This window comes from Burkholderia sp. MSMB1072 (assembly GCF_001524725.1).
Taxonomy (GTDB): domain Bacteria; phylum Pseudomonadota; class Gammaproteobacteria; order Burkholderiales; family Burkholderiaceae; genus Burkholderia.
In genome coordinates this window covers 37,909-59,406 of sequence record NZ_LOYC01000015.1, presented here as the reverse complement: position 1 = coordinate 59,406, position 21,498 = coordinate 37,909, and the positions used below count along the sequence as shown (strand labels likewise).

The 21,498-nt window shown below is 68.6% G+C and carries 19 protein-coding genes and 1 riboswitch; of the genes, 3 read left to right on the top strand and 16 right to left on the bottom strand.

What is annotated here, in order from left to right:
* Positions 1 to 164: 164 nt before the first annotated feature.
* Positions 165 to 824: a HugZ family pyridoxamine 5'-phosphate oxidase gene (locus WS89_RS07865; RefSeq protein ID WP_059790372.1), complete on the bottom strand. Its 660-nt coding sequence runs from the start codon at positions 822 to 824 to the stop codon at positions 165 to 167.
* A 241-nt stretch (positions 825 to 1,065) separates the two neighbouring features.
* Here WS89_RS07865 and WS89_RS07860 point away from each other — a divergent pair, with 241 nt between their 5' ends.
* Positions 1,066 to 2,283, top strand: a complete 1,218-nt coding sequence (locus WS89_RS07860; protein ID WP_059790411.1) for an MFS transporter — start codon at positions 1,066 to 1,068, stop codon at positions 2,281 to 2,283.
* Between the two features lie 89 nt (positions 2,284 to 2,372).
* Here WS89_RS07860 and WS89_RS07855 read toward each other — a convergent pair whose 3' ends face one another.
* Positions 2,373 to 3,515 carry a branched-chain amino acid ABC transporter substrate-binding protein gene (locus WS89_RS07855; protein ID WP_059503402.1) on the bottom strand — a complete coding sequence of 381 codons (1,143 nt, stop codon included), beginning with the start codon at positions 3,513 to 3,515 and terminating at the stop codon, positions 2,373 to 2,375.
* A gap of 438 nt (positions 3,516 to 3,953) precedes the next feature.
* Entirely contained in the window at positions 3,954 to 5,036 is a 1,083-nt protein-coding gene (locus WS89_RS07850; RefSeq protein ID WP_059790370.1) for an NAD(P)H-dependent flavin oxidoreductase, read from the bottom strand.
* Between the two features lie 225 nt (positions 5,037 to 5,261).
* Here WS89_RS07850 and WS89_RS07845 point away from each other — a divergent pair, with 225 nt between their 5' ends.
* Positions 5,262 to 5,954, top strand: coding sequence for a dienelactone hydrolase family protein (locus WS89_RS07845; protein ID WP_059790367.1), 693 nt, complete (start codon positions 5,262 to 5,264; stop codon positions 5,952 to 5,954).
* Between the two features lie 81 nt (positions 5,955 to 6,035).
* Positions 6,036 to 7,514, top strand: a complete 1,479-nt coding sequence (locus tag WS89_RS07840) for an amidase (RefSeq protein WP_059790365.1) — start codon at positions 6,036 to 6,038, stop codon at positions 7,512 to 7,514.
* A gap of 105 nt (positions 7,515 to 7,619) precedes the next feature.
* Here the strand turns inward: WS89_RS07840 and metF are convergent, their stop codons facing one another.
* From metF to cheY, 13 genes are all read right to left on the bottom strand, one after another.
* Positions 7,620 to 8,450: a methylenetetrahydrofolate reductase [NAD(P)H] gene (gene metF / locus WS89_RS07835; RefSeq protein WP_059790362.1), complete on the bottom strand. Its 831-nt coding sequence runs from the start codon at positions 8,448 to 8,450 to the stop codon at positions 7,620 to 7,622.
* Between the two features lie 31 nt (positions 8,451 to 8,481).
* The gene (locus tag WS89_RS07830) at positions 8,482 to 8,835 is read right to left on the bottom strand and encodes a phage holin family protein (RefSeq protein WP_006477367.1); all 354 of its coding nucleotides are present in this window, start codon (positions 8,833 to 8,835) and stop codon (positions 8,482 to 8,484) included.
* Positions 8,836 to 8,932: 97 nt separating this feature from the next.
* Positions 8,933 to 10,351: an adenosylhomocysteinase gene (gene ahcY / locus WS89_RS07825; protein WP_059790360.1), complete on the bottom strand. Its 1,419-nt coding sequence runs from the start codon at positions 10,349 to 10,351 to the stop codon at positions 8,933 to 8,935.
* A 32-nt stretch (positions 10,352 to 10,383) separates the two neighbouring features.
* A riboswitch (S-adenosyl-L-homocysteine riboswitch) is annotated at positions 10,384 to 10,502 on the bottom strand.
* A 97-nt stretch (positions 10,503 to 10,599) separates the two neighbouring features.
* Positions 10,600 to 11,334, bottom strand: a complete 735-nt coding sequence (locus tag WS89_RS07820; RefSeq protein WP_059503301.1) for an RNA polymerase sigma factor FliA — start codon at positions 11,332 to 11,334, stop codon at positions 10,600 to 10,602.
* Positions 11,335 to 11,356: 22 nt separating this feature from the next.
* Entirely contained in the window at positions 11,357 to 12,175 is an 819-nt protein-coding gene (locus WS89_RS07815) for a nucleotide-binding protein (RefSeq protein WP_059790358.1), read from the bottom strand.
* Positions 12,168 to 13,991, bottom strand: a complete 1,824-nt coding sequence (gene flhF / locus WS89_RS07810; RefSeq protein ID WP_059790355.1) for a flagellar biosynthesis protein FlhF — start codon at positions 13,989 to 13,991, stop codon at positions 12,168 to 12,170. Before flhF ends, WS89_RS07815 begins: the two co-directional genes overlap by 8 nt.
* Positions 13,988 to 16,090: a flagellar biosynthesis protein FlhA gene (gene flhA / locus WS89_RS07805; RefSeq protein WP_059790353.1), complete on the bottom strand. Its 2,103-nt coding sequence runs from the start codon at positions 16,088 to 16,090 to the stop codon at positions 13,988 to 13,990. The genes flhF and flhA overlap by 4 nt, the downstream gene beginning before the upstream one ends.
* Entirely contained in the window at positions 16,087 to 17,286 is a 1,200-nt protein-coding gene (gene flhB / locus WS89_RS07800; RefSeq protein WP_059503295.1) for a flagellar biosynthesis protein FlhB, read from the bottom strand. Before flhB ends, flhA begins: the two co-directional genes overlap by 4 nt.
* Positions 17,287 to 17,632: 346 nt before the next feature.
* The gene (locus tag WS89_RS07795; RefSeq protein WP_059503293.1) at positions 17,633 to 18,139 is read right to left on the bottom strand and encodes a VOC family protein; all 507 of its coding nucleotides are present in this window, start codon (positions 18,137 to 18,139) and stop codon (positions 17,633 to 17,635) included.
* Positions 18,140 to 18,302: 163 nt separating this feature from the next.
* Positions 18,303 to 19,538, bottom strand: coding sequence for a DUF3443 family protein (locus WS89_RS07790; protein WP_059503291.1), 1,236 nt, complete (start codon positions 19,536 to 19,538; stop codon positions 18,303 to 18,305).
* A 16-nt stretch (positions 19,539 to 19,554) separates the two neighbouring features.
* Positions 19,555 to 20,058, bottom strand: a complete 504-nt coding sequence (locus WS89_RS07785) for a DUF2844 domain-containing protein (RefSeq protein ID WP_059503289.1) — start codon at positions 20,056 to 20,058, stop codon at positions 19,555 to 19,557.
* A gap of 258 nt (positions 20,059 to 20,316) precedes the next feature.
* A complete protein-coding gene (gene cheZ / locus WS89_RS07780; RefSeq protein ID WP_059503287.1) occupies positions 20,317 to 21,048 on the bottom strand; it encodes a protein phosphatase CheZ in 732 nt (243 codons plus the stop codon).
* 1 nt (position 21,049) lies between these two features.
* Positions 21,050 to 21,445: a chemotaxis response regulator CheY gene (gene cheY, locus WS89_RS07775; RefSeq protein WP_006754880.1), complete on the bottom strand. Its 396-nt coding sequence runs from the start codon at positions 21,443 to 21,445 to the stop codon at positions 21,050 to 21,052.
* Between the last annotated feature and the right edge of the window lie 53 nt (positions 21,446 to 21,498).

The window sequence follows — 21,498 nt, the reverse complement described above, 5'->3', positions numbered from 1 at the left end:
TTTACGCTCCTGCATAGAGATTAGGACATTAGCGATCGACTATTCGGTCTATCAACATACGCAATTACCCTGCATTCAAGAAAATCAAAGCTTTCATCGGACGACAGTTTTGCAAAAACCACATGACGCAGTTTGCTAAACGGACAAATCCCTGACCCGTGACGTCACGTCACATCCTTTGCGCAGGCGATCAATCGCTCGTGCAGCGCACCGGCATCGGCCGAAGGCGACTCGAACGGCGTGCGCACGCGGCGCCCGTCGCATCGCCAGTCCGCGCCGTGGCGATCGACGCCGAGCAGGTCGAGCCCGTCGCGGTGTGCGTCGCTCGTCTCGTATGCGCGCCACAGCGCCTGTTCGTCGTCGAATGCGAGCGGCGGCAGCGCATCGAGATGCGTGCCGTCGACCCAACCCATCCGGCCGAACCCGCCGATATAGCGCAGCCGCTCGATCTCGAGCGCCCAGAACGCGAAATCGCCGAGCGCGAGATAGCGCGCGGCGTCCGGTTCGTAGCGCAGGTAACGCGCGGTGACGTGCGGATCGTCGCCGAGCGGCACGAACCGGCCCAGCAGCGTCGCGCGCTCGGCATTCAGGACCTCGCCGCCGCTCGCATCGACGACGAGGAAACCCGCACGCGGATCGGCGGCGAGATTGCGCGTATGCTCGGCCAGGCCGCTCACCAGGATCACGGGCCGATGGCTTGCATCGGGCGCAAACGGCACGACCGTCGGATACGGGAAGCCCTGCGGTTCGCGCGCATGAGTGGCGAGCGTGCCGAGCGCGCAGCGGTGCAGCAGATGCAAGGCGAAGGCGGGATCGATGTTCAAGCGGAACTCCTGCGGTCGAAAGGCGGCGCGGCGGGCATCGCTTCGATGTTACCCGCGCTCGCCGCACGTTGCGCATCGGCCGAACGGCCGATGCGACGCCGAACCGCCGCCTCGGGATGGCCCGATCGCCCGCGCATCGACCGAACGGCCATCGCCCGGCAAGAACGTAAGCGGTTCGATAGAATCGGACAAATCCGACGGGCACCGTGTGCGCCCGCGCATTTTCCTGGCGAGCCTCCCCGTGTCCGAATCCTCCTCCCCCGAATCGTCGTCCCCGTTCGCCGCGCCGCCCGACGCGCATCGCGTGCTGCCGCTGCCGGCCCGCCAGCGTGCGCGCACGGCGTCGATGGCGCTGTTCTTCGTCGCCGGCATGATGTACGCGTCGTGGGGCGTGCACGTGCCGACCGTGCGCGACAAGTTCGCGCTGAGCCCCGGGCTGCTGTCGATCGCGCTGTTCGCCGTCGCCGGCGGATCGATCGCCGCGATGCTGACCATCGCGCGCTGGATCGCGCGCGTCGGCTCGCGCACCGCGTGCCTCGCCGGCGGGCTCGTGATGTCCGCGTGTGCGGCGCTGATCCTCGTCGTGCCCGACTACTGGATGCTGCTTCCGGTGCTCGCGCTGTTCGGCTTCTCGATGGCGACGCTCGACGTCGCGATGAACGCCGAGGCCAGCGCGGTCGAAATCGCACTCGGCAAGCCGATCATGTCGTCGCTGCACGGGATGTTCAGCATCGGCGGGATGGCCGGCGCGGCGGCCGGCGGCGCGCTGCTGTCGGCCGGCATGGCGCCGGTCGCGCATCTCGCGCTCGCGGCGGCAGCGTGCGCCGCGGTGCTCATGGCCGCGAGCCCGGCCGTGCTGCCGCACGTGCCGCATCACGAACAGGCACACGGCGGCGGCAACCGCTGGCGCTCGCCCGCGTTGTGGATGCTCGGCGGCATCGCGTTGATCGCGCTGGTCGCCGAAGGGGCGATGTACGACTGGGCGACGGTCTACATGCGCGACGTCGTCGCGGCGAGCCCCGCGCTCGCGAGCGCCGCGTACGCGGCGTTCTCGGGCGGGATGGCCATCGCGCGCTTCGCGGGCGACGCCGTGCGCGCCCGCTTCGGCGCGCCGCAGCTCGTGTTCGCGAGTGCGTCGCTCGCGTGCGCGGGGATGATCGGCGCGCTGCTGCTGCCGAACCCGGTCGCGGTGCTGACGGGTTTCACGCTGATGGGCCTCGGGCTGGCCAACATGATGCCCGTGCTGTTCGCGGCCGCCGCGCGCGTGAAAGGCATCCATGCGGCCGAAGGGCTCGCGCACGTGGCCGGGCTCGCGTATTTCGGGCTGCTGTTCGGTCCGGTCGTGATCGGCGCGGTCGCGCAGGCCGCGAACCTGACGATCGGCCTGTCGGTCGTCGCACTATGCGCGGCGCTCGTCGCGCTCGTCGCACCCAGGGTGCTCGCGCACCTGAAAATCTGACGGCGCGGCGGCGCACGCCGGCCCAAAAAGAAAGCGCGCATGCGTGGCCGCATGCGCGCTTTCACCCCTGCTGTTGACCGCTGGTCGCGTTACATCTTCACTTCGTCGAGCAGCGACTTCTTGCCGCTCTTGTAGTTGTACAGCGAAATCACGCCGTGCTGCAGGTCGCCCTTCGAATCGAAGGTCGTCGTGCCGATCACGCCCGTGTATTTCGTCGCCGGCATCGCCGCGAGGATCTTAGCCGGGTCAACCGAGTTCGCGCGCTTCATCGCGTCGGCGATGATGTACACGGCGTCATACGTGAACGGCGCGTAGATCTGGATCGGCTGGCCGAAGCGCTTCTCGTACTTCGCCTTGAACGCGCTGCCGCCGGGCATCTTCTCGAGCGAAGCACCGGCTTCCGAGCACACGACGTTGTCGGTCGCGTCGCCGGCCAGGTCGGCCAGCTTCTCCGTGCACACGCCGTCGCCCGCGAAGATCTTCGCGCGCAGGCCGAGCTGCTTCGCCTGCTTCGCGAACGGGCCGCCGGTAGCGTCCATGCCGCCGTACATGATCGCGTCCGGGTTCTCGCCCTTGATCTTGGTCAGAATCGCGCGGAAGTCGACCGCCTTGTCGTTCGTCGCGTCATGCGACATCACCTTCAGGCCGAGCGCCTTCGCCTTCTTCTCGAACTCGTTCGCGAGACCCTGGCCGTACGCGGTCGAATCGTCGACCACCGCCACGCTCTTGATGCCCTTCGAGTGCGCGTAGTTCGCCAGTGCCGGGCCCTGCTGCGCATCGGTCGCCACCACGCGGTACGTGGTCTTGAAACCTTGCTGCGTGTACACCGGGTTGGTCGCCGACGGCGAAATCTGCACGATGCCCGCATCGCTGTAGATCTTCGAGGCCGGGATCGACGTGCCCGAGTTCAGGTGGCCGACCACCGCGACGACCTTGTCGTCGACGAGCTTCTGCGCAACCTGCGTCGCCTGCCGCGGGTCGGCGGCGTCATCCTGCGGGTCGAGTTGCAGCGTGATCTTCTGGCCGCCGATCGTGAGACCCTTCGCGTTGATCTCCTCGACTGCGAGACGCGCGCCGTTTTCGTTGTCCTTGCCCAGGTGTGCAATGCCGCCCGTCAACGGCGCGACGTGGCCGATCTTGACGACTTGATCGGCGCACGCGTTGCTTGCAGCTGCAGCACACAGCATCGCCGCTGCGGTGATCGGCAACAGCTTTTGCATCTTGATATTCATGTAAGTCTCCAGTTCGGTCCCAAAAAACGCCATCGCCCGGTGCCCCGCTGCCATCCCCGTGTTTGCAATCACTGGACGATTCGCCGGTTGCATCGTTCATGCACTTGGCCTCAAGCACGTGAAAACCGCCGCTTTTAGCGGCCGCCCGCCCGTACTTGCGCGCAAGTGTAGGTGATCAAATTAATTTGTGGGACTTTTTTGGGGTAGTGGTAACACTACCGATATGTGCGCTTTGGAAGGAGGACTCGAATAGCGCTGCAAGCCCCGACGGATAAGGGTTTCCGCTAATTCGCGACATACTTTCGAAAGGTCGTTTCGACCCATTCGCGAGGGCATTTCGATTCGGTATTTTGTGCCCGCGATCGTTGAATGAAACGCGCGTGACACCACGCGCGTTTCGTCGTCCGGTATCGATCGTTCTGGCGGATGAAGCAGCGTTCAGGCGGCCGCCGCACGCCATTCCGCGTCGAGCGCGGCGACCAGTTGCGACGTCGTCAGCGCATCGCCGCGCCGCCGCGCGAGCGGCGCGCCCTGCCCGGCCCACAGCGACAGGTAGTCGCCGTCGTTCGCGCGCGCGGCGGCCTGGCGCAGCGGCTGGGTCAGCGCGTTCTGGATCGGATACGGTGCGGCGTCCGCGACGTGCTCGCCGAGCCGCGCCATCAACGCGTTGCGCAGCCCGCGTGCATGACGGCCGGTGATCGCGCGCGTGACCTGCGTCGACGTATCGGCGCTCGCGAGCAGCCGCGCCTTCCAGTCCGCCGCGATCGCGCTTTCCGCGCAGGTGAGGAACGCGGTGCCGAGTTGCGCGCCCTGCGCGCCGAGCGCGAGCACGGCCGCGATGCCGCGGCCGTCCATGATCCCGCCCGCGGCGAGCACGGGCAGGCCCGTCGCGTCGACGAGCTGCGGCACGAGCGCGAGCGTGCCGATCAGCGCATCGTCGGCGGAACCGATGAAGGTGCCGCGATGGCCGCCCGCCTCGGCGCCTTGCGCGGAAATCGCGTCGGCGCCGGCCGCCTGCCACGCGAGCCCTTCGGCCACGTGCGTCGCGGTGCCGATCACATACGTGCCGGCGGCTTTCAGGCGTGCGACGTCGGCCGCGTCGAGCACGCCGAACGTGAAGCTCGCGACCGGCACGCGCAGCGCAACGAGCGCATCGAGCTGCGCGCGGAAATCCGGCGCGTAGCGCGCAGGCGCCGTGCCCGGCGGCAAGCCGAGCGTTGCGTTCAGCGGATCGATTGCGGCCAGCGCGCGCGCGACGGTCGCCGCGTCGGGCGCGGCTTCATCGGGCAGCACGAACAGGTTGATCGCGAACGGGCGATCGGTCGCCGCGCGGATCGCGGCGACTTCGGCTTCGATACGTTCGGGCGCGAGCGCGCCGGCGCCGAGGCTGCCGAGCGCACCGGCATTCGACGCGGCCGCGACCATCGCGGTCGTGGTCGCGCCGACCATCGGCGCCTGCACGAGCGGCAAGCGCAGGCCGAAGCGTTCGGAAAAGGGCGTGGAAAACGAGCGGGCAGACATGGCGAATCCTTGGATGACGATGCGCGAAAGCGCTTTGTAAAGGCCGACAACATCGACTCTATCGAAGCGGCGCGGCGCCGAAAAATGAATAATCGAGATCGAAACGATCGCTGCGCGAGAAGCGGCCGCGCGCGCTGCAGCACCGGACGATCGGTGGCACACTAGGCCGCCCTCTACTTGTTCCCCGGGGCGCCTCGCGCACCCCGTACGCCAGGAGTTCAAAACGTGACTGCCCAATGGATCGACATCCCGACCGGTAACGACAGCTTCGGCGGCTATCTTGCACTGCCCAAGCGCGGCAAGGGCCCTGCCGTCATCATCATCCAGGAAATCTTCGGCGTGAACGCACACATCCGTTCGGTCGCCGACCAGTACGCGGCCGACGGCTTCGTCGCGCTCGCGCCGGACGTGTTCTGGCGCACGCAGCCGCGCGTCGAGCTGACCTACGACGGCGCGGATCGCGACAAGGGCATCGAGCTGATGAAGAAGACCGACGTGGGTCTCGCGGTCGCGGACATCGGCGCGGCGGCCGACGCGTTGCGCGCGCGCCCCGAAGTGGGCGGCAAGCTCGCCGCGATCGGCTACTGCTTCGGCGGCCAGCTCGCGTACCGCGCGGCGGCGACCGGCAAGCTCGACGCGGCGGTGTCCTATTACGGCGGCGGCATCCACAACGCGCTCGATCTCGCCGGCCAGGTCAAGCAGCCGATCCTGTTCCACTACGCGGAAAACGACCACGGCATTCCGCTCACCGCCGTCGACCAGGTGAAGGCCGCGTTCGCCGGCCACAGCGATGCGTCGTTCCACGTGTACCCGGGCGCCGAGCACGGCTTCAACTGCTCGGACCGCGCATCGTACAACCAGCGCGCGGCGGCGCTCGCGCACGGCCGCACGTTGACCTTCCTCGCCGAGCACCTTTAAAAAAGGCACGACCGCGGGCCCGCCACGCCGGGCCCGCGTTATGCTCGCATCATCGCCACGCGTGACAACGGGGGTGACGCGATGCACTCGGACTATCTCGCGCATGATGCAATCGGCCTCGCCGCGCTCGTGCGCGAGCGCCGCGCAAGCCCGCGCGAACTGCTCGACGCCGCGATCGGCCAGGCCGAAGCGGTCAACGGCGCGATCAACGCGATCGTGCTGCAGGACTACGAAGCCGCGCGCCAGCGTGCGGCGGCAGCGCCCGCGCCGGGCGCCGACGCGCCGTTCGCGGGCGTACCGTATCTCGTCAAGGATCTCGGCGCGGCGGTCGCCGGGCTGCCGCTGTCGATGGGCAGCCGGCACTACCGTTACTTCGTGCCGGCCGACGATTCGCCGGTGATCGCGCGCAGCCGCGCGGCGGGCCTCAACGTATTCGGCAAAACCAACACGTCCGAGATCGGCCAGATGCCGTACACGGAACCGGAACTGTTCGGTGCGTGCCGCAACCCGTGGAACCTCGATCACACGCCCGGCGGTTCGAGCGGCGGCGCGGCGGCGGCCGTTGCGGCCGGCATCGTGCCGCTCGCGCATGCGTCCGACGGCGGCGGCTCGATCCGCATTCCGGCGTCGTGCTGCGGGCTGTTCGGCCTGAAGCCGAGCCGCAACCCGGTGCTCGTCGACCTGCCGTCGAACGGCGAACTCGTCGTCCAGCACGCGGTGTCGCGCAGCGTGCGCGACAGTGCGCTGCTGCTCGACGTGACGACCGGCCAGACACTGCCGCCCGGCGCGCCCGGCACCTTCCTCGGCGCGCTCGATACGCCGCCCGGCCCGCTGCGGATCGGCCTCGTCGTCGATCCGATGCTCGCGCCGGCGCTCGCCGACGACACGCGCGCGGCGCTCGACGATGCGGCCGCGCTGCTCGAATCGCTCGGTCATCACGTCGAGCCGGCGACGCTGCAACTCGACTACGCGCGCGCGGCCGAAACCTTCCTGACGCTGTGGGCGACGATCGCCGAGGAAATGGTGCTCGGCGCGCGCGAACTGACCGGCCGCACGCCGCGGCGCGGCGAATTCGAGGCCGCGACCTGGGCGATGGCAGTGGTCGGCCGCCGCCTCGCGCGCACGCGGCTGCCCGACGTGCTCGAATGGCAGCGCCAGCTCACCGTGCAGGTCGCCGGCCTCGTGTCGCGCTACGACGCGATCCTGTGCGCGTCGCTCGCCGGGCCGCCGGTGAAGATCGGCGAATTGCAGCCGACGCCGTTCGAATCCGCGCAGATGAAGCTTCTCGCCGCGCTGCCGGTGAAACCGCTGCTGAAGGAAATGCTCGCGAAGTCGTCGGAGAAGGCGTTCGCGTGGGCCGGCTGCACCGAGCTGTTCAACCTGACCGGCCAGCCGGCGATGTCGGTGCCGCTGTACTGGAATGCGCGCGGACTGCCGATCGGCGTGCAGTTCGCCGCGCGCCACGCCGACGACGCGTTGCTGCTCCGGCTCGCGCGGCAGCTCGAACAGGCGCGGCCGTGGTTCGACCGCCGCCCGCCGCTGATGCAGGCACAACGCTGACGCGCGCACGTTTGCGCCACGCGTCCCGCGTCGCCCGTCACGATAAAAAAAGCCCCGCCGGCACGAACCGGCGGGGCCGTTGCGCATGCAACCGCGTGACGGCGCTTACACCGCGAGTCGTTCGCAGATCGTCCGCGTCGCGGCCGCTGCGTTCAGCGTGTAGAAGTGCAGCCCCGGCACGCCCGCGTCGATCAGGCGCTGGCACAGGCTCGTGACGACGTCCGCGCCGAACGCACGGATCGACTCGCGATCGTCGCCGAAGCTCTCGAGCCGGCGCGCGACCCAGCGCGGCACTTCGGCGCCGCACATCTCGGAGAAGCGCATCAGCTGCGAGAAGTTCGTGATCGGCATGATGCCCGGCACGATCGGCACGTCCACGCCCAGCTTGCGCGCATCGTCGACGAAGCGGAAATACGCATCCGCGTTGAAGAAATACTGCGTGATCGCGGAATTCGCGCCGGCTTTCACCTTGCGCGCGAAGTTCTCGAGATCGGCCTTCGGCGACCGCGATTGCGGGTGGTACTCCGGGTAGCCCGCGACCTCGATGTGGAACCAGTCGCCATGCTCGGCGCGGATGAAGCTGACGAGCTCGGACGCATAGCGCAGCTCGCCGACCGCGCCCATCCCCGACGGCAGGTCGCCGCGCAGCGCGACGATGTGCCGGATGCCGTGCGAGCGGTACTGGTCGAGAATCGCGCGCAGGCTGTCGCGCGACGAGCCGATGCACGACAGGTGCGGCGCGGCCTCGAGGCCGTCCTTCTGCATGTCGAGCACGGTATCGAGCGTGCCCTGCTGCGTCGATCCGCCGGCGCCGAACGTCACGGAGACGAATTTCGGCTTCAGCGGCAGCAGCTGCGCGCGCGTGGCGCGCAGCTTTTCGACGCCGTCCGCCGTCTTCGGCGGGAAGAATTCAAACGAGAGTTCGATCGGTTTCATGATTCGATGGGGTTGGGCCCATGCCCGCCCCTCAGCCGATGTCGCGCTGGCCGAAGATCAGGGCGGACAGCAGCCACGACACGATGCTGTACAGGATCGAACCGAAGAACGCGGACCAGAACCCCGACACCTCGAAGCCCTTCAGCAGCGACGACGCGAACCAGAAGCACAGCGCGTTCACGACGAGGATGAACACCCCGAGCGTGACGATCGTGACGGGCAGCGTCAGCAGGATCAACACCGGGCGGATCACCGTGTTGATCAGCCCGAGCACGACCGCGATGATCAGCGCGGTGCCGAAGCTCTTGATGTGGATCGACGGCACGAGGTACGTGATGATCAGCAACGCGAGCGCGTTGATGACCCAGGTGAGGATGACGCTCATGGAGTGCTCCGGTTCGGTTGTCGATCGGTACGATCGGTGAGCGCCGCCGCGCCGTGCGCCCCGCGGCGGGTACGCACGGCACGGCGGCGGACGCGCATCAGTAGCGGTAGTGGTTCGGCTTGAACGGGCCGTCCTTCTGCACGCCGATGTACGCAGCCTGCTCGTCCGACAGCACCGACAGGTTCGCGCCGATGCGCGCGAGGTGCAGGCGCGCGACCTTTTCGTCGAGGTGCTTCGGCAGCACGTACACCTTGTTCTCGTATTGATCGCCGCGCGTGAACAGTTCGATCTGCGCGAGCGTCTGGTTCGCGAACGAGTTCGACATCACGAACGACGGGTGGCCCGTCGCGCAGCCGAGGTTCACGAGGCGGCCTTCGGCCAGCAGGATCACGCGCTTGCCGTCCGGGAAGATGATGTGGTCGACCTGCGGCTTGATGTTTTCCCACTGGTACTGGCGCGTCGACGCGACGTCGATTTCCGAGTCGAAGTGGCCGATGTTGCAGACGATCGCGTTGTGACGCATCGCCTTCATGTGATCGTGGTTGATCACGTGGTAGTTACCGGTCGCCGTCACGAAGATGTCGGCCTTGTCGGCCGCGTATTCCATCGTCACGACGCGGTAGCCTTCCATCGCCGCCTGCAGCGCGCAGATCGGATCGATTTCGGTGACCCACACGGTCGCGCCCAGGCCGCGCAGCGATTGCGCGCAACCCTTGCCCACGTCGCCGTATCCCGCGACGACCGCGACCTTGCCCGCGATCATCACGTCGGTCGCGCGCTTGATGCCATCGACGAGCGACTCGCGGCAGCCGTACAGGTTGTCGAACTTCGACTTCGTGACCGAATCGTTCACGTTGAACGCCGGGAACGGCAGGCGGCCGTCCTTTTCCATCTGGTACAGGCGATGCACGCCGGTCGTGGTTTCCTCCGTCACGCCCTTGATGTGCGCGAGGCGCTTCGAGTACCAGTTCGCGTCGACGTCGAGGTGCGCCGCGATCGACTTGTACAGCGCGACTTCTTCCTCGTTGGTCGGCTTCGCGATCACCGAACGGTCCTTCTCGGCCTTCGAGCCGAGAATCAGCAGCAGCGTGGCATCGCCGCCGTCGTCCAGGATCATGTTCGCGAATTCGCCGTTCGGCCATTCGAAGATGCGGTGCGAGAACTCCCAGTATTCGTCGAGCGATTCGCCCTTGAACGCGAACACCGGCGTGCCGGCTTCGACGATCGCGGCAGCAGCGTGGTCCTGTGTCGAGAAGATGTTGCACGATGCCCAGCGCACGTCCGCGCCGAGCGCCTTCAGCGTCTCGATCAGCACGCCCGTCTGGATCGTCATGTGCAGCGAACCGGCAATGCGCGCGCCCTTCAGCGGCTGCTGCGCCTTGTATTCGTCGCGGATCTGCACGAGGCCCGGCATTTCGGTCTCGGCGATGTTCAGTTCCTTGCGGCCCCAGCCGGCCAGCGCCATGTCGGCGACGACGTAATCGTGGGAAGCCTTGGAATCGATAATGGCGTTCATCACGCCCTCCTTTCTAAAAAGTTTCTAGATTGGTGACGTGAGCGCCGTTCAGGAAGCGGGGCCGGCGCGGAAAAATCGCTGCACGGCTGCTTGGTGAAGCCTTCCGAGCCTGGCGGACGCTGGATGGTCCGTCGCAACGCTCCTCGGAAAACGGAGGGGATTGTAGCAAATCGGCGCGCGAAATGCGCAAGCGCCGGGCAACCGCGGCACGGGCGCGCGGCGTCGGCGCGCGCGGCCGCCCCAAAGGGTCAGGATTCGGCGCCGACCCACGCCTGTTCGCGCAGCCGCGCACGCAGGCGCGCGACGGCCTGGCTGTGCAACTGGCACACGCGCGATTCGCTCACCTCGAGCACCGCGCCGATCTCGCGCAGATTCAGACCCCGTTCGTAGTACAGCGACATCAGCAGCTTCTCGCGCTCCGGCAGCCGCTCGATCGCGTCGACCAGCGCCTCGCGCAGGTGCTCGTCGAGCAGCGCCGACAGCGGATCGGCGTGATCGACGCGATAGCGGTCGAGAAACGGCTCGTCGTCGGCCGCGCGGTCGAAATCCTCGTAGTAGATGAGCTGGCTGCCGTGCAGGTCCTGCAGCATCCCCTGGTATTCGTCAAGCGGCATGTTCAGGTGCTGCGCGATCTCGGTCTCGCTCGCCGAGCGGCCGAGGTGCTGCTCGACCTGGTGCACCGCGTGCTCGACCTCGCGCGACGTCTTGCGCAGGCTGCGCGGCAGCCAGTCGTTGCTGCGCAGCTCGTCGAGCATCGCGCCGCGGATGCGCTGCGTCGCGTAGGTTTCGAATTGCGCGCCCTGGTCTTCCTTGTAGCGGCCGGCCGCATCCATCAGGCCGATCATGCCGGCCTGGATCAGGTCGTCGAGATCGACGCTCGCCGGCATCTTCGCGACGAGCTGCAGCCCGAGGCGGCGCACGAGCGGCGCGTATTGCGCGAGCACGTCGGCCTGGGACATCTTTCCTTGAGCGTTGTACATCATGGCTCCCTCCTTCGGGTGGCGCTCACGCGGCGTGTGCCGCGCCCGCCTCGTACGACGGCTTGCCGCCGGCGTGGACCGCGCGGCCCGCGCCCGAACGCGGGCGCATCGGCCAGTACAACAGGTCGGCGGCAATCTGCCGGTAGTCGCGCGCAGCAGCCGACGACGGGAACGCGTCGACCACCGCATGCATCAGTTCGCGGGCGTGCTCGACGAGCGGATCGGCGCTCACGCAGCCGGCGTCGGCGATCGATACGGTCAGGTAGCGGCTCGCGACGCCCGCGAGGTTATCGAAGGCCGTCTTCGCGTCCGCGTGGCTGCCGACCTGATTCGTCAGCACGCGGAACTGCGCGAACGCGTGTGCGAAATGCAGCCGCTTCATGCACGCGTACGCCTCGGTGATCGCCTGCGCGGCGACCCGCGTGACGACCAGCACGTCGTGTGCTTCGCGCGCGAGCGCCGAGAACGACCCGTCGGCGCCGAGCTGCGCGTCGACGAGGATGATGTCGGCCGGGCCGTCGATGAAGTCGCTCAGTTGCGCGTCGCTGTAGCCGGCGCGCGCGAGCCGCGCGGCGCCGCACAGGCCGAAGCCGGCCGCCACCCGCGTGCGTTCGCCGTCGCGCAGCCACGCGCCGGCGAGCGTCGCGCTGGCCGAATGCACGTCGGCGCGCTCGTCGACGACGAGCACGTCCTTGCCGAGCGACGCGAGCGCCGCCGCGAGGTTCACCACGGTGGACGTGCAGCCGACGCCCGCCGGGCCGCCCGTCACCGCGACGATGCGCGACGCGCGCCCGGCCAGCAGGCGCCGCAGCCCTTCTGCCTGATCGATGATCCGTTTATCCAAATCGCACCTCGTGCAGCTCGGCGGTGGAACGTGCGGTCAGTGCGGAAAGCAGCGTCGGCATGTCCTCGTCTTGCGGCACGAAGGGCGAGCCGTCGCGCGGCACACAGAACGCGCTCTTCAGCAGGAATCGTGTCGACGCGACGTACAGGTTCTCCGGCACCTTCTGGCCGGTCGACACGTAGTGGACCGGCAGCTTGTAGCGGATCACCGTGTCGAGCACGCCGCCGAGGTGGGTCGCCTCGTCGAGCTTCGTGAGAATGCAGCCGGCCAGGTCAGGCCCGGCCAGGTCGGGGTGCTCGCCCGCGCTGCGGTACGCCTGCACGACTTCGTTCAGCGTGTCGCCGTGGCTCGTCGCGTTCAGCAGCAGCAGGCGCTGCACCGGCGCGTTCGCGCCGTGCAGCATCGCGATCTGATCGGACACCGCGCGGTCGCGCTGGCTCATGCCGATCGTGTCGATCAGCACGATGTGCTTGTTGCGCAGCTCGGACAGCGCGAGCGCGAGGTCGCCCGCATCCTTCACCGCGTGAACCGGCACGCCGAGAATCTTGCCGAAGATGCGCAGTTGCTCGTGGCCGCCGATCCGGTAGCTGTCGGTGGTCAGCAGCGCGACCTTGCTCGCGCCGAAGCGCATCACGCAGCGCGCGGCCAGCTTCGCGGTGGTGGTCGTCTTGCCGACGCCCGTCGGCCCCATCAGCGCGAACACGCCGCCGCGCTCCATCAGCGCGTCCTCGCTGTCGAGCACCGGCAGGTTCGACGCGAGCACCGACCGCGCCCATTCGGCGGCCTGCTCGAAAGTCTGCGCGCCGTCGCCGGACGGCAGGTTGTCGACCAGCATCCGCACGAGCTGCGCGGAGAAACCGGCCGCGAACAGGTGCTTCGTCAGCGCGCCGTGGACGGCGCTGCGACGCTGGCGGTCGTGCCACATCAGGCTGTCGAACTGCTCCGTCATCATCCCGCGCAGCTCGCCGAGCTCCTGCATCACGGTGTCGTTGACGATCCGCTCGATGCGCGACTTCACCGCATCGGCTACCGCGGCGGCCGTGTCCGCGGACAGGCGCGTGGGCTCCGTCGCCTTGGCGGCGTATGCGCCCATGTCGGAGGCGCGCTTCGTGCCGGCCGGCGATCCGGCGGCCGGCGCTCCGGCGGCCGGCATCCGGCGTTCCGCGTCGCGCACGATGTCGCGCGCCCAGTCGTGCGGCGTCGCGCCGGCCGCGGCTTGCGGCGCGGGCGCGCCCGCCCGCGGCTCGGCCGGCGCCTGCGCGCGGGCCATCAGCGCGTCGCGCTGCTGCGTCAGGCGCTTCGCGTGCTCGACCAGCCACGGCGCGGGTTCGGAAGTGGCGGCCGGCGTACCGGCGGCCGACGTACCGGCGACGGGCGTACCGGCAGCGGGCGCACCGGCCGTCGCTGCCGCGATCGAAGACGCTGCCGCCGGCTCGTCGGCATCGATCGACGAAGCGTGCACGTCGGCCTCTTGCGCGTCGGCGCTCGCGCCGAACACGGACGAGAACACGTCCGGCAGCCCGCCTGCGCCCGCCGCATACGGATTGACGGCCGGGCGCGGCGCCATGCCCGGGCGCGATACGATGCCCGGCACGGCGGCGGCCGGCACGGATTCCGGCTGGCGCGACGTCGCGAGACGCGGACGCGCGGCCGGCGGCGCCACCGCGGCGAGATCCGAATCGGCGAGTGCAACGATTTCGACGCTGCCGTCATCGAGCGTGCGGTTCGACAGCACGACCGCGTCGGCGCCGAGCGCCTCGCGCACGAGACGAAGTGCGTCGCGGCTCGTTGCGCCGGTGAATTTGCGAATGTTCAAGCGGAACCCCCGATGACGTTAACGACTTTGATCGTGCGCGTGTCCGGCACTTCGGCATACGACAGCACTTTCAATTGCGGCAGGCTGCGGCGCAGGAAACGCGCGAGCATCGCGCGCAGCGCGTGCTGCACGAGCAGCACGGGCGGCAGCCCGAGATTCTGTTGACGCAGCATCGCCTGCTGCGTGCCGGTCAGTAGGTTGTGCGCGAGGCCGGGTTCGAGGCCCGGGTTCGCGCCGGTGGCGAGCGCCTGCGACAGCACGCGCTCCAGATTCGCGTCGAGGCCCATCACCTGCATTTCGCCGTTGCCCGGATACCACTGCTGCGTGATCGCGCGGCCGAGCGAGAGCCGCACCGCGGCCGTGATCTCGTACGCGTCGCCGCGGCCCGCATGCTCGGACACGGCCTCGAGGATCGTGCGCATGTCGCGGATCGGTACGCCTTCCTCGAGCAGGTTCTGCAGCACCTTCTGCAGCGTGGTGAGCGAGATCGTCTTCGGCACGAGGTCCTCGACGAGCGACGGCGCGTCCTTGCCGGTGCGCTCGACGAGCGCCTGCACTTCCTGGCGGCCGAGCAGCTCGGCCGCATGCTGGACGACGAGATGGTTCAGGTGCGTCGCGACGACCGTGCTCGCGTCGACCACCGTGTAGCCGTACACCTGCGCCTGCTCGCGCAGCGCGACGTCGATCCACACGGCCGGCAGCCCGAACGCGGGATCCTGCGTGACGGCGCCCGGCAGCGCGGCCGTCACCTGGCCCGGGTTGATCGCGAGCCACTGGCCCGGGAACACTTCGCCGACGCCGATCTCGACGCCCTTCAGCGCGATCCGGTACGCGTTCGGCCGCAGTTCGAGGTTGTCGCGGATATGGATCACCGGCGGCAGGAAGCCGATTTCCTGCGCGAATTTCTTGCGGATGCTCTTGATGCGCTTGAGCAGCTCGCCGTCGCTGTTCTTGTCGACGAGCGGAATCAGCCGGTAGCCGACTTCGAGACCGAGCGGGTCGATCAGCTGCACGTCGTCCCACGTCGCTTCGTGGCTGTCGGCCGGCAGCACGGCGGGCGGCGCGATGTCGGTCACGTCGCCGGCCGCCTTGCGGGCCGCCGCGCGCCTCGTCTGCGTGCGCGCCAGCCAGATCGCGCCGCCGCCGAGCGCGAGGAACGCGAAGTGCGGCATCCCGGGAATGAGCCCCATCAGCGCGATGATCGCGCCGGTGATGTTCAGCACGCGCGGGTTCGTGAACAACTGGCCGGTGATCTGCGTGCCGATGTCCTCGTCGGTCGCGACGCGCGACACGATCACGCCGGCCGCGGTCGAGATCACGAGCGACGGGATCTGCGCGACGAGGCCGTCGCCGATCGTCAGCAGCGTGTAGTTGGTGCCGGCCGCGGCGAACGACATGTCGTGCTGGACCATCCCGACGATCAGCCCGCCGATCACGTTGATCGCCATGATGATCAGGCCGGCGATCGCGTCGCCGCGCACGAACTTCGACGCGCCGTCCATCGACCCGTAGAACTCGGCTTCCTGCGATACCGCGAGGCGCCGCTTACGCGCCTGTTCCTCGTTGATGAGGCCCGCGTTCAGGTCGGCGTCGATCGCCATCTGCTTGCCGGGCATCGCGTCGAGCGTGAAACGTGCGGACACTTCGGCGATCCGCCCCGCGCCCTTCGTGATCACCATGAAGTTGATGATCATCAGGATCACGAACACGACGATGCCGACCGCGAAGTTGCCGCCGACGAGGAAGTGGCCGAACGCCTCGATCACCTGGCCGGCCGCGTCCGGCCCGGTGTGCCCTTCGAGCAGCACGACGCGCGTCGACGCGACGTTCAGCGACAGGCGCAGGAGCGTCGAGAACAGCAGCACGCTCGGGAACGCCGCGAAGTCGAGCGGCTTCATCGTGTACATGCTGACGAGCAGCACCATCACGGACAGCGCGATGTTGAACGTGAACAGCAGATCCAGCAGCATCGGCGGCAGCGGCAGGATCATCATCCCCAGGATCATGCAGATGAGGATCGGGCCCGCGAGCGCGCGCAGGTTCGTGCCCGCGAACGGGTTCGCGCGCTTCGCGAACAGGCCGGTGGTCGGGGTGCTCATGCTGCGCTCCCTTGCTTGCCGAGCGTGTCTTCGGCTTCTTCGCGCTCGTCGTCGGCGGACACCGACGCGCCCTTGTCGAGTTCGGCCGGCACGTCGAGATCGACCGGCACCGCCGGGAACGCGCCGCCTTCCGAACGGAAGCGCTTGAGCTGGTACACCCATGCGAGCACTTCGGCGACCGCCGAGTACAGCGAACCGGGGATCTCGCGCTCGAGTTCGACGTTGTGATACAGCGCACGCGCGAGCGGCGGCGCTTCGAGCAGCGGCACGTTGTGTTCGGCCGCGAGCTCGCGGATGCGCGCGGCGACGAGGTTCACGCCCTTCGCGACGACCTTCGGCGCGCGCATCTCGCCGTCCGTGTATTGCAGCGCGACCGCGAAGTGCGTCGGGTTCGTGACCACCACGTCGGCCTTCGGCACGGCCGCCATCATCCGGCGGCGCGCGATCGCGCGCTGCTGCTGGCGGATTCGCCCCTTCACGTGCGGATCGCCTTCGTTCTCGCGATGCTCGCGCTTCACTTCTTCCTTCGTCATGCGCAACTTCTTGTTGTACTGCCAGAGTTGGTAAGGCACGTCGAGCCCGGCGACCACCAGCATCCCGGCGACCGTCGTGCCGCAGCACACGGCGACCAGATGCAGCGCATCGGGCAGTGCGGCGCCGAGCGGCTGCGTCGCGAGACCGAGCAGTTCGTCCTTGCTGCGCCAGATCGCGATGCCGCCGATCCCGCCGACGACGAGCGTCTTCGCGACCGACATCCCGAGCTGGATCGGGCCCTGGATCGAGAAGATCCGGCCGAGGCCCGAGATCGGGTTCAGGCGGTCGAACTTCAGCTCGAACGTCTTTGGCGAAATCAGCCAGCCGCCTAGCGCCATCGGCGCGAGCAGCGCGGCGACGCCGGTGAGCGCGAGCAGCGGCAGCAGCGCGGCGAAGCCTTCGAGGCTCGCGCTGCCGGCCGCCGACAGCATCCGGTTGGTGTCGAACGCGGTCGCGCGATCGAACGTGAACGCGCCGCGCAGCATCGCCTGCAGGTGCCCGCCCGACGGACCCGCGAGCAGCCATGCGCCGTAGAACCCCGCCGCGAGCAGCGCGAACGAAGCCAGTTCGCGCGAACGCGCGACCTGCCCCTCCTCGCGCGCCTTCTCGCGGCGCCGGGGAGTGGCGGCTTCGGTCTTGTCGAGATCGCTCTCGTCTGCCACGGGGCCTCCGGTCGGGTACGGCGGAATGCCGCTTTCCAGTGACACCGATTATTCATGGAGGCGTCAAACGCCGATCGGTCGAGCAAAGCCGGGAAAGGGGGGTATTTCGGGCAATCGGGCGAGCCGCCGCAAACGCTGTCGGATCGGGGCGGAACGATGCGACGCGGGGCGGAAAACGGTCCGGTCGGTGCGTGGGCGAAGCGGCGGTCGCAACCGGGACGGCCGCGGCGTAATGCGAGGGGGAACGGTGAAACGACGGGGGAAGATCGGGGGAAACGGGGCCAGACGCAAGGGAGTCGGGCGTCAGGACAGGCCGGCGGCCGCCGGCCCGAACGACCTGAGCGGCCTAAGCGGATTCGCCTGCCGCCGCCCGCTGCAGCGCGCCGAGATCGAGCTTCTTCATCGTCATCACCTGCGCCATCACGCGCTCGGCGCGGGCCGGGTCGCCCGTCATCAGTTCGGCCATCTGCACGGGCACGACCTGCCACGACACGCCGAAGCGGTCGCGCAGCCAGCCGCATTGCTGCGCGCGCTCGTCGCCGCCTTCGGACAGGCGCGCCCAGTAATGGTCGATCTCGTCCTGGTCGCGGCAGTTGACGACGAACGACACGGCCGGCGTCATCTGGAACACGGGGCCGCCGTTCAACGCGACGAACGCCTGCCCGTCGAGCTCGAACGCAACGGTCATCACCGCGCCTTCGGCGTTGCCGGACGCGTGCGCGCCGGCCTTGCCGTAGCGCGCGACGTGCACGATACGCGCGTTGTCGAACACCGATACGTAGAAATCGGCCGCCGCCTCGGCGTCGCGGTCGAACCACAGGAACGGCGTGATGCGCTGGATACGCGGGTTCATGGCGTTGTCTCCTCGATGTCGTGCCGGCACCGGTGCCGGTCTTACATCGTAGGCGCTATGCCGGCGTCTGGCAGCGATCCGGTCCGTAGCGCACGCCCGGCGCATCGGAATAAAAAAGGGGGCGATCGCTCGCCCCCTCGTTGCTGCGTCCGGCCGTGCCGCGTCAGAACGCGACGAACGGCTGCGCGCCGCCGCTTGCGGTCTTGTCCATCCCGAAGTAGATCGTCTTGCCGTAGAAGTGCGGCATGCCGATGTCGAGCCAGCTGGACGAGCCGAACGGGCCCGCGATGTCGTTGAACGCGAACGTCGACGGGTTCGCGAACAGCGCATCCGCGTTCGCGACCGTCATCGACACGGTGCCCGACGCGCCGTTCTGGCCGCTCAGCGTGGCCGAGTAGGGCGTCGTGGCCGACGGGCAGTAGAACTGCGTATTCCTCGAACAGACCGTCTGCGAATCGTTGAAGAAATACGCGTTCGAGCCCGTATCGAAGAACGCGGTCACGTTGCGCCCCTGGAACGTCGCGCTGACGTCGCCGGTCGTGGTCGACGTCATCACCGTCTTGCCGCTCAGGCTCGGCAGGCCGAACGTCAGCGTGCCGGTTGCGCTCGCCTGCCCGCTGGACGAGATGTCGGGCATCTGCACGCTCACGCCGTCGTTGTTCGCGAACCGATGCACCGGGTTGGCCACCTGCTGCGCGAGCGGCACGAGCGCGACCGTGCAGCTCGCGTTGTCGCCGTTCGGGCACGCGTAGTAGTTGTTGCTGGTCGACGTCGACGTCGCGCAGGTCGTGCCGCAGTCGTACGGCGCCGGCCCGATGCCGAGGATCCCGTTCGCGCCGAGCGCGCCGGTCGAGTTGGCCGACGCGCCGCCGTTCGTGCACGAGCTCGGCACGTTCGTCGTGCCGAGGTCGCCGATGATCTGCACGGGCAGCGAGCTCGCCTGCTCGGCGCCGATCGACAGGTCGACGGTGCGCACCGACCCCCACGTGTAGCTCGACACGAACTTGCCGCATTCGGCGACCGGCGCGCCGCCGCTCGTCACCTGCGGCAGGCTGTCGTGCACGCCCGCCACCGCGCTGCCGACGAGCCGCAGCCCGTAGGACGCGGTATCGACGAGCACGTTGTTGACGATCTGGCAGTTCGACGTGCCCGGCACGCAGACCTTCACGCTGATGGTCGGGATGTTGATCACGTTCGCGGCGCCCGCGCCGACCGTGATGACGGCCGTGTTGCCGCTGTTGCCGTCGGATCCGCCCGAGCCGTTGCCGCCCGTGTTGCCGTTGTTGGCCGAACCGCCACCGCCGCCGTCGCCGCCGCCGCATGCCGTCACGAGCACGGCCGTTGCGGCCAGGAGGCCCAGCACGCCGAGCCAGCGCTTGAATGTACGAGGAATGCTCAAGATCGCTCTCCCGCTGTCACTGGATATCGGTGCCGGCCACGCCGGCCGGCAGCGCCGACGGCAGCCATGCCTGGCCGGAGAAGGCGCCCATGTGGCCGCCCGTCCGGATCACGAGGCCGCTCGTCTCGACGGCCACCGGTGCGCGCCAGCCGCGCGCCCGGTGCGCCGCCTGGACGCCGGCGGTGTACTGCGGGAAATAGCTGCCGAGCAGCGACGCGAGATCCGGCATCGTCGGCCCGCGCCACGCGAGGCCGAACACGCTGCCGGCGGCCGACGTGTATTCGTGGATGACGGTGCCCGATCCGAGCGTGATCTCGCGGACGGTATAGGCGGCCGTGCTCGTCTGCACGCCGTCCGCCGAGCGCATCGCGCGCTGCAGCGCACGCACGGTGGCGGCCTGATCGTCCGCCGGCGGCGACATCGGCGCGCCGCCCAGTTCCGCGTGTGCGTGGACGGCCCACAGCACACCCATTGCAGCCGTCGCATGCGCGACGGTCCAGCCCAAGCGTTTCAGCTTCACGTTCCCCCCCACGGGACTGGCTTCGTTGCCGACGGCACCGCCATCGGCCCACGCCGCCTGCCAACTTATCAATCTTACGGATGACGCTACATTGCTGCTGACGCGTAGTATGCCTGCGGAGTGTGGTGAAGTGTCAATTCGACGCAGGATCGCGCCGCGCCGCGCAGGGGCGGCGCGCACGGTAGAACGAGGCGGGGACGGGGAATGCGCGCATCGGACGGCCCGCGGAACGGGGCGCGCGGATGCGCCGCGGCAGGATCAGAAGCCGAGGCTCGCGAGCAAGTCGTCGACCTGCCCCTGATCCTGGACGACGTCGGATTTGCCTTCCGGCGCGATCTGCGGGCCGTTCAGCAGCGATTCGGGGCTGCCGGTCGCGCTCATTTGCTCGGCCGCGAGCGCGGCCGCGGTGGCCGCGAACTGCTCGCGCCGCTCCGGCGCGATGTTCTCGACGAGCACGGTGAGCAGCTGCTGCTCGATCAGGTAGACCATGTCCATGATCTTCTTGATCACCTGCCCGGTCAGATCCTGGAAATCCTGCGCGAGCATGATCTCGAGGAGTTGCGCGCGGGTCGCCGACGTCGACTCGGGCAACGTGCGCAGGAACGCGCGCGTATCGTCCATCAGCTCGCGCACTTCCGCGTGCTCGATCGGTGCGGCGTACCACTGCGCCCAGCGTGCGTCAAGCGCCTCGGCCTCGTTCTGGATGCGCTCCTGCATCGGCTTCGCGACCTCGATCGCATTCAGCACGCGCACCGCGGCCTGCTCGGTCATCGTCGCGACGTAGCGCAGCCGATCGCGCGCATCGGGCACAGCCTCCGCCGCACGCTCGACGTGCTTGTCGAGCCCGAGCTCGCGCATCGAATCGCGCAGCGTGCGCGTGACGTGGCCGATGCGCGCGAGAATGCGGTCGCTCGGGAAGTCGGCGCCTTCTGGATGGCTGTCGGCGCTGAACCCCGCGCCGGCGAGCGCCGCATGGATCGGCTCGTTCACGTCAGCTCCCGGCTTTCGCCATCTTGTCGATGATCTTGTTCAGCTTCTCGTCGAGCGTCGCGGCCGTGAACGGTTTCACGACGTAGCCGCTCGCGCCGGCCTGCGCGGCCGCGATGATGTTCTCCTTCTTCGACTCGGCCGTGACCATCAGCACCGGCAGGTGCGTGAGCGTCGCGTCGGCGCGGATTTCCTTCAGCATCGCGAGGCCGTCGAGGTTCGGCATGTTCCAGTCGGAGATCACGAAGTCGAAGCCGCCGCCGCGCAGCCGCGCGAGGCCGGCTGCGCCGTCCTCGGCTTCGTCGACGTTCGTGTAGCCCAGTTCCTTGAGCAGGTTGCGGACGATCCGGCGCATCGTCGGGAAATCGTCCACCACCAGGATTTTCATGCTCTTGTCCATCGTCGTTCCTTTCCAGATTCGTTTCCGTCGAGACGCGTATCGTGGCACGCGCC